Source organism: Rhodanobacter sp. 7MK24, from assembly GCF_014842995.1.
GTDB lineage: Bacteria > Pseudomonadota > Gammaproteobacteria > Xanthomonadales > Rhodanobacteraceae > Rhodanobacter_A.
Genome location: NZ_JACYXL010000002.1, coordinates 390,646 through 404,792, shown reverse-complemented (window position 1 = coordinate 404,792; position 14,147 = coordinate 390,646). Strand labels below are relative to the sequence as shown.

Genomic DNA, 14,147 nt, shown 5'->3' with positions numbered 1-14,147 from the left:
CATGACCGAGGACTGGCGCCACCGCTACAACCATCAACGTCCCCATCGCTCACTCGGCGGACTCTCGCCCGTCGCGTTTGCCATGGCATCATCAACTACCTCTATTTCCGGGTGACTCGGGAAAACGAGGACGCTTCAAACCTTCCGTGCCTATGCACCTTCCTCGAACGCAATATTTCCATGCACTTGGATTTGGCCCGCAGCGTTAATCGACCAAAGTTCGACTTTGTGAATGTCCTTTTGAATTGAGAAAGCTTGCGATGGGTCATACCATCGATAGCCAATTCGGAAGGCATGACCGCCGCGGATCAACTCATACTCCCCGAGATTCCATCGTGGCGCGGCCGTGACTTCACGGAAGCCATATTGAGCCAGGAAAGCCATGAGAGATGCCTCTCCGTTGATAGCATTGAAATCTTCGTAGAACGTCATTTCATGTTCCTTATAGGTTTGGCAGAGATACCTATAGCTGCAGAATAAAACATAGTCCAGATCGAATGAACGGCACGCACCGGAGTGCACATCACATGACCGATCGACGACGACCGCCACCGACCCGTATGATCAGTCGCAGACCAAGAACTGCCAGCAACAAATTCAATCCCGCACGTGGGTCCGTTCGCTGTATCGCGATTGTGGCCATTCCTGGAATTCTGTTATTAAGGTTTCCGCCATCCCCTCAAAGATGTCTCGGTGCCGGATAACGCTTTACGCTTCCGCGCTGGTATTGTTTTCTTGTAAGACATACCAGAGCTATTGCGTGCCTGGCCGCACATTTTTTGCAGACGAATTATGTTGGACAGGCCTGGACTAACTATTGGATAGCTCATGTATAGCTTAAAGCATAACTTGGCGGAAATCGCCAAGTTATGCCGGGAGGTAAAACACATGCTGTCATTTCACGGCTAGTAGCTAACGCACGTCTCCTGAGCCGTTAAATTGACGCGCCAAGTGCGTAACGTAGTTGTCGGTTGATCCGCTTACGAAATCGATGGCTCGCATAAGAGCGAGATATCTCAGGTTTCCACCAGATGAATCTTTAGCTAGTACGTCTGGATGAAAAGAGTTCTCGCCGATAAGATCGATAACGCGCTTCGATTTGTAACTCTCCTTACCACTCCCCGAGGCAACGTCAAGCGCAGCGTTACAGACGACATTTAGAACTGTCGCCATTGTGTTGTAAGCGCCAATCTCAAGCTCTACTTTGCGGGGATGTTGAAAAACTTCCTTCTTGGCGAGATCTTTCGCTTCCCGGACACAGCCTCGAACATTCTCATCGCAAAGGGATAGTAGCTCGTCAACCTCGCCACTGAGAATTTTATCTTCGTTTCTGATGAAGGCATCAGCGCCTGCATCTACAAATGCCGAAATGACCTTGCCTCGAATAAGGGGCGGACATCTTCCCGGACGGAGGCGTTTTAGCTCGCTATCGAGCGCACCAAGCTTTGTTTCATCCAATACTGGCCGAAGAAGCTTATAAACTTGTTCCCAGCTTAGTATCCCCATCTCGATGCCATCTTCTAGATCAAGAATGGCATAACAAAAATCATCGGCCATCTCCATGAGATGTGCGAGCGGATGACGGCAATACCGGTTGGCATTTCGCTCTATTACGCCAGTGGCAGCCGAGACCTCCTTAAATAGCTTCAGTTCGGACTGATAGACACCGTACTTGCCCTTCTTTTCTTCAGCGTGTTTATCGTTGGAGAGCCAGGGGTATTTGATAAAAGCCCCCAAAGAAGCATACGTCAATCGAAGGCCACCATTGTATTGGTGGAGTTCGGACGTAGTGAGCACCCGAAAGCCTTGAGCGTTACCTTCGAAAAACTGAAGATCGCGTGCTTCTTCAAGAGAAAAATCTTCGATCAGTTTCTTGCCCGCATCATGGGAGAACCAATGGCGAATGGCTTCTTCGCCAGTGTGACCAAAAGGCGGGTTGCCAATGTCATGCGCCAAGCATGCGGTTTGGACAATGTCTCCAATATCGGATGCGTTAATTTGACCAGGGAGACGGTCTGCTTCCTTGAGCTTCTGTCCTACGCGTAGCCCCAAGGTTCGGCCGACACAGGCAACTTCAAGACTATGAGTCAGCCTATTGTGAACATGATCGTTGGTCGCAAGAGGATGTACCTGTGTTTTCCTCGCAAGGCGCCGAAAAGCACCTGAGAAGATCACCTTGTCGTGATCCGAATGGAAGGGCGAACGTCCCTCCTCTACTTTTGAAGGACGATCTCCCAGGCGCACAGTGTTAAGTAACTTGTCCCACTTCATCATTCGTCAACTCTCCTTAGCTAGCGACTTGGTGCAGAGCACAAATTGCTCGAGGCTCACCCAAAAAGCATAAGCAATTATCTTGCCAAATGGATGCCTTATGGAAAGAGGGGACGAGCCTCGTGTGAGAGATGGTATAGGCAGCGACCACCAACCCGATCTCAGGGCACACTGCGGGGTCGACTCTCGTAACCAGTTTCGACGTCGGTGCGAACAGGGAACACCCTCGGGACCAGTGCTCGTTCTGGCATTCATCGCGCAGATGACCTTTGAAGTGTTGGCGCGCGCCGGGATTTGACCAGATAGCCGAAAAGTGATTGACCAGGGCCGCCTTCATCCAACCTGGCGCGCGGCGAGGGTTCGCTGTCAGTGGAGGTGGCCAATCCGACGCGAGCGCCAACAGTCCGCCGGATGTTGAACCAAGGCGGTCCCTGATATGGGGATGCTGGCGATCTAAAATCGCAGCACTACCCGATCACCACTTTCCACGCATCCGGGCGCAATTCGAGGAAGTCAATTTGCACGGACAGGAATTTTTCGATAAGTGAAGCATTGGTGCGCGAATGGTCCGTAGGCGCGGTGGTAGAAAACGAGCCGCTACCTACCAAGGCCATAGGAAGTAGTAGCTGGTCGGCCGCATAGCAACCCACAGCGACACCCGCCTTGATGTAGCGCTGAGCTTGTTCACAAGCCTGTTCGGCAACCTGCTCAGCGCTTACACCTCGCTCACCAAAAGTGGTGAAGTATTCCGTCACATGCTCGGACTCGATACGAATCATCAGTGCATTACCCGGCCCAAGCGCCGGCTTGACCTCGTGCATCTTCATCGCGCCCTCTGCTAAGCCAAGCCGCCGTGCTACGACCTGCAACTCACGGTCAGCCACGCTGGTGCTGAGATTCGAGATCAGGGCCCGTGCTGATATGGCACGAACCTCGCCTCGCTCCATCAGGTGTAGTGGCTCCACCGCACGCGCAGGCTGAACGCGTACATTCATCACGCCTCCACCTGCCGGATAAAAGCCGTGGCGCTCAAGGCGGATGTCGGCCTGCACGCCCATCTTTCCGAGCGTGGGGGCAAAGACGTCAATGAGAAAGTCTGCCGGCGGTGCCAGCGGATTGTGCGTACCGCCTTCAAGGCGGATGGTGGACGCATGGCTTGCGAGGCTTAGCGCGGGCAATACCGTCTGCAATACCAGCGTGGTCGAGCCCGCCGTGCCGATAGGAAAATGGTAGTCACCCGAGCGTATGGCCTTCGGAATGAAGGTGAGTGTTTGCGAGCCTGCGTCGGCGCCTGTCACCGCTGCGCCGCAGACCTGGCGCGCTGCCTCGACGGCGGTCAGGTGCTGGCGCATCAGGCCAGGACGGTTCCGTTTGGCGCGAATGCCCGTCATCGTGAACGGGGTTGCCGTCACCATGCTCAAGGTCAACGCGGTACGCAGCAACTGGCCGCCACCACCCGATCCATCTATCTCGATCATTCCCCGTTCCTTGAATCCATTTCCCATTGCGGTGAAGTGTGCGGGCTATGCCCGCACACCCTATCCCTTCACGCATACCACCTGGCGAAGCGTGTGCACGATCTCAACCAGATCCTTCTGTGCCTCCATCACGGCATCGATCGGCTTGTAGGCCGCGGGCGATTCGTCGATCACATCGCTGTCCTTGCGGCATTCGACATGCGCAGTCGCCTGCTTGTGTTCGTCCAGCGTGATGCGCTTGCGCGCCTCAGTCCGACTCATCACGCGGCCCGCGCCATGGCTGCAGCTGTGGAAGCTTTCGTCGTTGCCCAGGCCGCGCACAATAAAGCTCTTGGCACCCATGCTGCCTGGGATGATCCCCAGCTCGCCAGCCTTCGCGCTTACCGCCCCCTTGCGCGTCACCATCACATTCTTTCCGTAGTGGTATTCGCGGCTGACGTAGTTGTGGTGGCAGTTCACCGCCTCGGCCCACGCGTTGAACGGCTTGGGAATGACCTTGGCGACGGCATCGATGACATGGCTCATCATGATGGCGCGATTGGCACGCGCGAAACGTTGTGCCCATTCCACGGCAAACACGTAGTCGTCGAAGTGCTCGCTACCTTCGGGCAAGTACGCAAGATCCTGGTCCGGGAGGTTGATCATCCAGCGACGCATGTCCTCCTTGGCCAGTTCGATATAGCGCGAACCAATGGCGTTACCCACGCCACGCGAGCCGGAGTGCAGCATGAACCACACACGGTCATCCTCGTCGAGGCAGACTTCTACGAAGTGATTACCGGTACCCAACGTCCCCAGATGGCTGAGATTGTTGGTGCGCGCCAACTTCGGCTGCTTTTCGACGATGCGGCGAAAATCCTGATCGAGCTGCGTCCAGCCCTCGATGGCCGCAGAAGGTGGCGTGTCCCACGCACCCTTGTCGCGACGCCCTACCGTACGGCCATGCGGCACTGCGCGTTCGATCACCGAACGGAGGCCGGCAAGGTTGTCCGGAAGGTCGGAGGCGGTAAGCGTGGTACGCGTCGCGATCATGCCGCAACCGATGTCCACACCCACCGCAGCAGGAACGATGGCGCCGACGGTTGGCACCACAGATCCTACCGTTGCGCCCTTGCCGAGGTGCACGTCGGGCATGACCGCCACCCAGCGATGGATAAACGGCAGCTTGGCGATGTTGATCAGCTGCTGACGCGCCGACTCCTCGACCGGAACACCGTGTGTCCATGCCTTGATCGGCACACCGCCAGGTACGTTGATGACCTCATAAGCCGTGGTCATGTATCTCTCCTTTGTCGAACGGCGCCTTGGAGCGTTCCGTCCATCGTCTTTCTGATGAAAAGTGCGGCGACAAGTAGTTGATGAAACGCCTGCTCTACCCCTGAGCTACAGCACGATAGATAGACGTGCTGGCGAGATTCGAACTCGCGACACGGGACTTATGATGTCTTGTAGTTTCATCGGCATTCGCCGCAACGCGAAAGTTTCTCTTCTTGAGCTGGCCTGTAGCGACAAGTCGGAGTGAACGACTTTGATCTTTCCCAGGCGGCCGTTTGCACGGCTCTGGGTAGCATCAAATCTTTGACAGAGATTCCTAGTAAGTTCACTAGCATTCGCAACAAACCTTCCACAAAACCTTTCTATCCATATAAAAACAAAGATGCAGCGACAAAGAATGGTGAAACACCCTACGTGGCGTCCGCCGAAGCGCACGGTCACGCAAGCGGGATTCGAACCCTATCGCCCGAAGGCTTACCATGTAGTTCCACCTGCATTCGCTGCAAATCAAACTTGAAGAAAACCTGGCCTCTCGGGCAACGCGACAACTCTGCGAGAGATGCCGGATTCGAACCGGCTGATCCCAAGTAGTCCCTCACGCATTCGCTACGCCCTCCGGGCCCATCCCCGATGGGCTCTCCCATCGGGGACCGACAATCAGAGCGCTATCGCCTCGATACGCTCCACCCAGCGACGTGCATCCGTTCCGTCGGATGCCACGCTTGCCAGCAAGTCGAACACGGCGTCGCTGAAGCCACCCACATGCAGTACATCCTTGTTCTCCACGGTCTGGCTTGTCGCATACGGCTGAAGATCGATGCAGACCATCCGCGCCTGCGGGCAACGCAGCTTCAGCACTTCCCACTGACGCATGGTTTCCGTCCCACCGCTGGCTCGCGTATCAACCCAGCTCTGGTTGTCCGACACGAGTACCAGCAGATCCACCTTGCAACGCTCCTTGTTCAGGCATTCCAGTGGCGCGCTCACCTTCGTTCCACCGCCGAGCATGGCCACCAGTTGTTGAGCCTGGGTCATCACGCTGTCGCGCGGGTTCAGGCGACAAGGGTGTACGGCTTCCGCAAACGGGATGACGCGGGTATCGACGTTCACACGCTTCACACATGCCGCGATCAAGGCGGCGACCTCGATACAGCGCACCATCGATGTCGCGCCGCGGCGTATCCCTGTCACCGGCGCCTGCATCGAACCCGATACATCCATTGCCACCACCACCCGCCCATCAACCTTGGGAACATTGCGAGTCGCGACTTCCATCGCATCCTGCAGGGCCTCAAGAATCGACGCCGGGATACCCGGAGACGATGCGCGAAACGCCATCATCAGCTGGTACGGAAAAGCCCGTGCCCGTTGAATCGCTGCCGCATTGCGCAGTCGCTCTGCGAGACGCGACGTCAGTGCGCCGTCTTCGAACACGCCGTGGCGTGCGAACGCGTTCAAGTTCATACGCGTTGCCTGCCACGACGCCCGGCTCGCAATATTCTTCCAGTGCGAAGCCTTGAGCGGCAGGGCCGTCAAGTACTGAAACGGAAGATCCGGCACATCATTTCCCTGCTCCTTCTTGAAGGCTTCCAGCATGCGCACCTTTTCCGGCAGCGCTTCCTGCTTGAAAGGCTTGCCGATCAACCACGCATACAGCGCTTCGCGTTCGGCATCCCGTGGCTTGGGATGCACCATACGAACCACATCGGCCAGCGAGGGGTTTTCGCCAATAGCCGCGCTCATCACCGCGTCGATCGAAGCGTTCTCCAGCCAACGCTGCACCAAACGCTTCGGGCGCGTCCCGAGCGACTTGCGCCCCACCACGCCGCTGCGGACGATCTGGACGAAGTTGCGCAACATGCGGCCGTTGTCGATCACCTGATCGAACACCTTATCCAGGAGATCTCCATCGCGAACGGCTAGATGCGCCAGCAGCAGCGCAGGCATGTCCTTCATGTAGGCGACCTTGCGGGCGTACAGCGCGACCTTGGCGATGTATGCCGGCGCCACCGCTTCGCAAAGCGCCAGCACCTGACGCAACTGCATGGCAGCGTCGCTGTAGTACGTACTGTTAATACAGCCCGTCGCGGCATAGAGCGCCAGCGCCGCCTCGGCAGAACGGTTGTAGGCAACACCGCCCGCCTCGTTGCAGGCATCGGCACTGGGAACCAGGCGGCCGGGTTGGCTGGCGAAGAGTTGTGCGTTGGCCATGGGAATCTCCTGTTGACGTTCCCATGAATGCAGTTCGCGCGCCAACGTCAGTGGCAACCAGTCAACTATATGATTTATATATTGAATATACAGATTCAGGCATATCACGCGCCCTGTCGAATTCGATAAATATAGATAGCGAGAGATAGCTATTTATCCTATCGTATCGTCATGAAGCCTAAAGTCGTGATCGGATTTCTCGGAACCCAACTTGATGCCGGCCGCGGGGCCGGTCGCTGGGAGAAATGGCGCCCATCGGTTTCGCTCGGCATGCACGAGGACTTTGTGGTGAGTCGGTTGGAGTTGCTGGCCGACCAGCGGCGCTATGGCGACGTGGCCGATCAGGTGCGTGCGGATCTGGCCCAAGTCTCGCCGGAGACCGACGTGCGGGTGCGAGACACGTACATCGCCGATCCGTGGGATTTCGAGTCGGTCTATTCCGTGCTGCACGACTTCAGTCGCGACTATCCGTTCGATGTGGAGAAGGAGGACTACTACATCCACATCACCACCGGGACGCACGTCGCGCAGATCTGCCTGTTCCTGCTGACGGAGAGTCGCCACTTTCCCGCACGTCTGCTGCAGACATCGCCCCCGCGCAAGCAGCGTGAAGGCGTGAGTGGCGATTACAGCGTGATCGATCTGGATCTATCCAAGTACGACCGCATCGCCGAACGCTTTATCAAGGAACAGCAAACGGACCAGGCCTATCTGAAGAGCGGTATTGCCACGCTCAATCCTGCGTTCAACCGCATGATCGAGCAGATCGAAACCGTGGCGATCCGCTCGGCTGCTCCCATCCTGCTGATGGGCCCGACCGGCGCAGGCAAAAGCCAGCTGGCAAAGCGCATCTTCGAGTTGAAGAAGCTGCGGCATCAGCTTCCGGGCAATTTTGTCGAGGTCAACTGCGCGACTCTCCGCGGCGACGGCGCGATGAGCGCTTTGTTCGGTCACATCAAAGGCGCTTATACCGGTGCGGTGCAGGAGCGGGCCGGGTTGCTGCGCTCGGCCAACAAAGGGCTGCTTTTTCTCGACGAAATCGGCGAGCTCGGCGCTGATGAGCAAGCGATGCTGCTGCGTGCACTGGAAGAGAAGCGCTTCCTTCCTGTGGGCAGCGACAAGGAGGTCCAGAGCGACTTTCAGCTCATCGCAGGTACCAATCGCGACCTCGGGCAGCGCGTGAGCGAAGGAAGCTTCCGTGACGACCTCTACGCGCGACTGAACTTATGGACATTCCAGTTGCCGGGCCTGGCTGATCGCGCGGAGGACATCGAACCGAACCTCGATTTCGAACTCGAGCGGTTCGCAGAAGGTAACCAGCGACGGGTGATGTTCAATCGTGAGGCGCGCGACCGTTATCTCGCGTTTGCGATGTCGGCAGATGCTGCCTGGAGTGGCAACTTTCGCGACCTTGGCGCGTCGGTGACGCGCATGGCCACGCTTGCCGCATCTGGACGCATACGTATTGAGGCTGTCGACGAGGAGATCGGCAGGCTCAAGAGACTGTGGGGACCAGCCGGCAGCCAGGACGATCGCGTGCTTTCGCGACTGCTGGGCGATCGTATGCAAGACATCGATAGCTTTGATCGTGCGCAGCTGTGCGAGGTGCTCAAGACCTGCCGTAGGGCCAAATCCCTCTCTGAGGCTGGGCGAATGCTCTTTGCCGCCTCACGAAAGCGTCGGTCGAGTACAAATGATGCCGATCGATTGCGTAAGTACTTGGCGCGTTTCGATCTGAGCTGGGAGGAAGTCGCCGAGCGCGTCTAGCCGTGACGTTGGACAAACTATGGCTTATCTTGATCGTTAGGTTCCAGTCTTGGAAGGCGACATCGGCACTACTGGAAAGCTACTTGATAGTCGGCCGCACCACGCTGAATACGTGTCATCTCCCATCGATTTTGCCGAAGCGAGCAGGTCACCCAGCTCAGCATTGTTGGGGTAAACCGCAGCCATGAGTGGCAATAACCTTGCTGAGTAACGTCCGGCACGAACTAGCTCTCGCATGCGTTGTGCAGCGGGCCGCTCAAATTCGTCGATCACGGGTGAGTTCATGCGACGCCCCTTGGCGAGCGCTGTGAAATACATGAACTGCGCCGACTCGTTGTCCGGGATAGTTACGGCCAAGGTCTGCAACCAGCCATAGATGTTCCGCTCACCGTAGAGGGAATCTCGGGCGTTGACGGAGTGGGCCAAGGTCAAGGCCAGGTACTGTCCCAAAGCACTGAGATACTCGTTCACATGTGCTGTTGGGAGGGCATACATCGGGACGCGGGGTTCGATAGACGACGATGTGGCATCACCTATCGCCGTCAGGATCTCCCCAGACATGACCATCAGCGCATCACCGATGTCTTGAGTCTTGAAGCTTTGCTCCACGCGTTTAAGTGTTGAACGGTCACTAAGTCGCCTCAGACGGCAGACGACTTTAAAACCTCCATCGAAGTGGGTGATTTCGCCTTCGACGGCCCAGTCAAAGTCTTGCGCCAGGAACTCAAGTTCCTCTTCCCGTACTGCGCGTCCAAACAACACCAGGTTATGGCCATCGGCGACGGGCAGGTTCAAGGCAACGTCCAGGTTGCTGCAATAGACCAGCTGTTCCAAGAGGAATAGAGGCAATGCTCGCGACAGGCGACCTCGCTCGTCTTCGCGGCCACTGCGGGCCACATTCTCCGATGGCTCATCAACTGCAGCTAAAGGAAGGAGCACGATGCGGGGACGGTCTTGGCCCCTGAGCGGCGCGGCCCATTGCATGTCCTGCATGCCGAGTAACCAAGGCGGCAGGTTCATTTGCATGATGGAGACTTCTGGCGTGTTGTCCAGAGCTTTCGGTGCCTGCACGGTCATCTCGTCAAAGGTTTTGGCGTAGTGCTGCAGGTGCTGGATGAAGGCGGGCTGCCCTAAGGCAAACAGTCGCTCCAGCAGAGTGCGCCCAGTCGGGGCATCAGACAATTCCACGTAGGCTTGCAGCAAGTTGTAACCGACCCGGATGTCGTCACGGCGTTCGTCGTAGATCGGAGCCACACGCTGGACCAGATCATTGAGCAAGCCCTGTTTCCCGAGTTCGCCACTCACGGCCAGCATGACATCTGCGCCGTGTGGTGTCTGGGCGAGCGCTTGATCGAACCAGGCCAGCCCCGCTTCTCGTTGGCTCGCCTTGATGGCGCGCTGACCCAGCAGAAGCTGCGGTCGCCATGTATTGGGACGTTCCGCCAGGGTCTGCAGATAGGCTTGAGCTGCATCTGCCCCTGATGCCTCAGTCAGCTCAGCCACTCGCCAACCCAGTCCGTTGTCTTGATTGGGATCGAGTTCGAGGGCGCGATCTAAGGTGGTCATGGCGAGTGCGTGGTTCCCCTCTGCACTGATGACCTTGGCCTGGTTGGTCAAGAGAATTCCCGTCTCACCGACCTTGGCAATGGCTTGGCGAAGTGTTGTCCCAGCGTCTTTGGTTCGCCCAAGCTTTAACTGGACAATGGCGCGGGTAACAGCCGCCCGTTCAGTCATCGGGTCAATGTCTATCAGCCTTGCGCTGGCTTGGTCGACATCAGATGCCAAGTCATCCCGGAGGGCCGAGATGATCAGGGAATAGAGTGCCTCGGGATCATTCCACTTGGAATCAAGGTTGGGTTTCAGGACATCGCGTCGCCACTGCTCAAGTGGTATCTGGAACGACCGTCCGTAGGTGTCCACAACAGAAATTAGTCGCTGCTCCTTCGCCCCCGATACAAGTTCGGGCTTTGCAGGCGATGTAGTGAGTGCCTTTTTTCGCTTCTTGAAAAGTCCAAACATGCCTTCCGTCCTAAGTGGATGACCTTGGCCTATCGTATCTGTCGCGTATAGGTCCAGGTGGTACGGAGCCCCAACTCAGGCCCCAGTGTCCGACTGTCATGCTGGCGGGAACGACTCCGACGAATATGCTGGCTGATGGCCGCGGAATTCAGGACGTCGCCGCGTTGTCTTCGTGTGGTCAAACTATGCAAGACGGCTGCGGTCAATCTTTGCTAAAAAGCGCACCAACTGCCTCAGCACCTGGGTGCGGCCGGGTTCGGCTTCGTTGAACAACTCGTGGTAGAGCGCTGCGAAGTAGCGCGTGGTGAGTTGTTTCGTGCGCGCCGCGACGGCAGCAAAGTCGCGGCTGCCGGCGGCATCCACCAGTGCGTCGTCGCCAGCTACCAACAGCAGAGTGGGCACTTCCAGGCGACCGGCGTCGGCGATGCAGGACGCGCCGGCGCGAAAGATGAAGTCGGCGAGGCGCGGGCTGACGCGGTCGTGGCATAGCGGATCGTTGCAGTACGCGGCCACCACCTGCGGATCGTGACTCAGGCGCTCCAGCTCGAGTCCGTTGCGCAGGCGCAGGCCGGGTAGCAGGTGCGCCAGCGTTGCGGCAAGCCGTTGCAGGCCCGGCGAGGCATGGCTGCGCAACGCGGGCGAGGAGAGTACCAGCGCTTTCGGCGTGATGCGTTCGTCGAGCACGGCGCGCAAGGCCACCAGGCCGCCCATGCTGTGGCCGAGCAACAGCGGTGCGATGCCCAGCGTGCGTGCATAGTCCGCGTACACCACGGCGAGATCGGCGAGCAGATCGTCGGGATGGCTGAGCACGCCGCGCGGCCCAGGGCTTTCGCCGTGGCCGCGCTGGTCGTAGCTGCGCACCGTGTAGCCGCGTGTGTTGAACCAGCGCGCAAGCGCCTCGTAGCGCCCGGCGTGCTCGCCCAGCCCGTGCACGATCAACACGCCGCCGCGTTGCGCTTGCGGCAGCGGCCAGTCGTGCAGGCGCAGCGGCTGGCCGTCGGGCATCTCCAGCGATGCCGTTGCGCCTGCCATCGTGCTCAGTGTTCCGTCACTTGCAGGTCCTTCGTGAGCAGATCGAGCTTGCCCTTCATGAAGTCCTGGGATTGCGTGCCCGCCGTACCGTAGAGAGCGCTGTACAGCACCGTGGGTGGCTGCTTGTCGACAGCCGTCGGGGTTATCACGGTGACGATCTTCATCAGGTCGTCCTGGGAGCTCGCCACCGCATTGTAGGGATACTGGCGTTCCGACAATTTCTTCCAGCGGCTGGTCATGTCGTCGTCCAACCCGTCCGGCGGCGCGATGAAGCGCTGGACGTTGACGCGGTCGTGGTCATCGGAAGCGGTGTCCTTCCAAACCTCCACGTCGCCCACGTCCCACGTCGGTGCCTTGCCGTCGGTGAAGAAGCGGAGGCCCAGCCACAGCAGGTTGTCCGGCCCGATCGATTGCAACGAGGAAGGGTAGGAGAACGCCACCCGTTGCGAGGCATAGCTGAAGCGCTGACCATAACCATAGTCGATGTGGATGTTGCGGAAGGCTGCCGGCTGCAGCGCCGGATTGCCGAGGAAATCCTTCCACTGCGCCAGCGTGCCCTCGTAGGTGAGGTATACGAAACTGCTGAGTTCGTCGAAGTCCAGACGCGTGTCGTGCAAGCCCGCGGGCGGCACGAAGCGCACCAGCATCACGCAACCGTTCGGCGTCGGCAGCGTATAGGTCGCCACGAGAGTGTTGGCGTAGGGCAGCGGCCAGACAGCGATGCGCCACGGGCGCTGCCAGCGGTCGACATGAGTTGCTTCGAGTGTCGGCTTGCCCAGCGAGGTGATCTTGATCTTCTCGCTACCCACCGAGCGCTGGAACAAGCCGGCACGCGCCAGCAGATCCATGCGCGTCTTCGCATCGCCGTAGAACTTTGCCGCGTCGAGTCCGTCGGGACGGCGTATGTGGACCAGGCCGTTGTGCCCGGCTCCACCGACGCGTACATAGCCTTTGCTGTCCAACTCGAAGTAGCGCGACTGGGTGTCCGTGCGGCCCCACTGGCCGTCACTGCCACGCACGATCAACGAGGGGAACCCGCTGAATGTCGTCTGCTCGTGCAGCAGGCGCGCCGAGCCGGCACCGTTCGGGAACAGATTGGCGGATTCGCGATCCAGCAGTGCCTTCTGCTGTTTGTCCTCGTTCGCATCGAAGCGCGTCTGGTAGTCGCGGTAGAAATCGCCAAGGCTTTCGGGCAACGCAAACTGCGTCTTGAACTCGTCGTTCTGTACCGTGTCGAACAGGTCGATCTGGTAGCCGGTGCGCGTGTCGATCACAGCCTTGCCATCCGGCGCGTCCTGCACGTCGCGGATCGGCAGCGCGTAGTTGAGGTTCTCGTTGGCCGACTTCATCAGCACCACGCCGATGACCTTGCCGTCCTGGTCCAGCAGCGGACCGCCGCTGTTGCCGGGCGACGCGGCGGCGGAGAAACGCATCCACTTCCACGCTCCGTCCTGTTCTTCCGGAGTGTCGGAGGTGTACAGGCCGTCGCGTATCACCACGCCGGTGCCCAGCGCGTTGCCTACCGCGTAGACGACCTGATTGAGTGCAGGCGTGCGGTCGATCTCCAGCGCCGCGTCGCCCGCCGGTTGCTGCGCCAGCGTGAACACCACGAAATCCTGGCGCAGCGAAAACTTCTCGATCTTGGCGATCGGGTAGACATGGCCGGCACCGTCGCGCAGCTCGGGTGGTCCCCACAGGCTGTTCATGCCGACCATCAGCACGTGGCCCGCCGTGACGTAGCGGCCATGGCCGATCGCGAAGGCGGTGCCGATGGAGTAGTACTTGTCGGTGCGCTCCTGGTAGGGCAGCAGATCCAGCGGCAGCGGTTTTTCGTAGGTCAGCGGATCATTGACCGGCTTGGCCTGCACCACCTCGAAGGTGGCGGCCTGGATCTTCGGCAGCAACGCGGCATCGAGGCTCGCTGCCTGCACCGTCGTTGCGCCGATCCCCGAGACCAGCATCAGCATGCCGATCCGGCCGAGAAGGCGGATCGTCCATTCGCACCAGGTACGCATACGTTTCCTTCGCATGATCGCGCGGCCTGCGGACTCCCCTCGGCATCCTCGCGGGCGGCAGCGATGCGCATCTTGGCAT

Annotated in this window: 9 protein-coding genes; 1 reads left to right on the top strand and 8 read right to left on the bottom strand. The window is 58.8% G+C overall.

All coding sequences use genetic code 11. The annotated features are described in order from the left end of the window. Positions 1-150 precede the first annotated feature (150 nt). From IHE49_RS06550 to IHE49_RS06530, 5 genes are all read right to left on the bottom strand, one after another. Entirely contained in the window at positions 151-432 is a 282-nt protein-coding gene (locus IHE49_RS06550) for a hypothetical protein (protein WP_192156065.1), read from the bottom strand. A gap of 480 nt (positions 433-912) precedes the next feature. Further along, positions 913-2,274: a deoxyguanosinetriphosphate triphosphohydrolase gene (locus IHE49_RS06545; RefSeq protein WP_225578215.1), complete on the bottom strand. Its 1,362-nt coding sequence runs from the start codon at positions 2,272-2,274 to the stop codon at positions 913-915. A gap of 464 nt (positions 2,275-2,738) precedes the next feature. Continuing rightward, on the bottom strand, positions 2,739-3,749 hold the full coding sequence (gene rtcA, locus IHE49_RS06540; protein WP_192156063.1) for an RNA 3'-terminal phosphate cyclase: 1,011 nt from the start codon (positions 3,747-3,749) through the stop codon (positions 2,739-2,741). 60 nt (positions 3,750-3,809) lie between these two features. Next, complete coding sequence (locus IHE49_RS06535) at positions 3,810-5,027, bottom strand: RtcB family protein (protein ID WP_192156061.1); 1,218 nt, start codon at positions 5,025-5,027, stop codon at positions 3,810-3,812. A gap of 654 nt (positions 5,028-5,681) precedes the next feature. Next, a complete protein-coding gene (locus IHE49_RS06530; RefSeq protein ID WP_192156059.1) occupies positions 5,682-7,235 on the bottom strand; it encodes an RNA-binding protein in 1,554 nt (517 codons plus the stop codon). 171 nt (positions 7,236-7,406) lie between these two features. Here IHE49_RS06530 and rtcR point away from each other — a divergent pair, with 171 nt between their 5' ends. Then, a complete protein-coding gene (gene rtcR / locus IHE49_RS06525) occupies positions 7,407-9,002 on the top strand; it encodes an RNA repair transcriptional activator RtcR (RefSeq protein WP_192156057.1) in 1,596 nt (531 codons plus the stop codon). Positions 9,003-9,038: 36 nt separating this feature from the next. Here rtcR and IHE49_RS06520 read toward each other — a convergent pair whose 3' ends face one another. The 3 genes from IHE49_RS06520 to IHE49_RS06510 form a co-directional block, all read right to left on the bottom strand. After that, positions 9,039-11,021 (bottom strand): hypothetical protein, encoded by a 1,983-nt coding sequence (locus tag IHE49_RS06520; RefSeq protein WP_192156055.1) that lies wholly within the window; start codon positions 11,019-11,021, stop codon positions 9,039-9,041. Between the two features lie 183 nt (positions 11,022-11,204). Further along, on the bottom strand, positions 11,205-12,053 hold the full coding sequence (locus IHE49_RS06515; protein ID WP_192156053.1) for an alpha/beta hydrolase: 849 nt from the start codon (positions 12,051-12,053) through the stop codon (positions 11,205-11,207). 5 nt (positions 12,054-12,058) lie between these two features. Further along, positions 12,059-14,068 (bottom strand): serine protease, encoded by a 2,010-nt coding sequence (locus IHE49_RS06510; protein WP_192156052.1) that lies wholly within the window; start codon positions 14,066-14,068, stop codon positions 12,059-12,061. Positions 14,069-14,147: the final 79 nt, after the last annotated feature.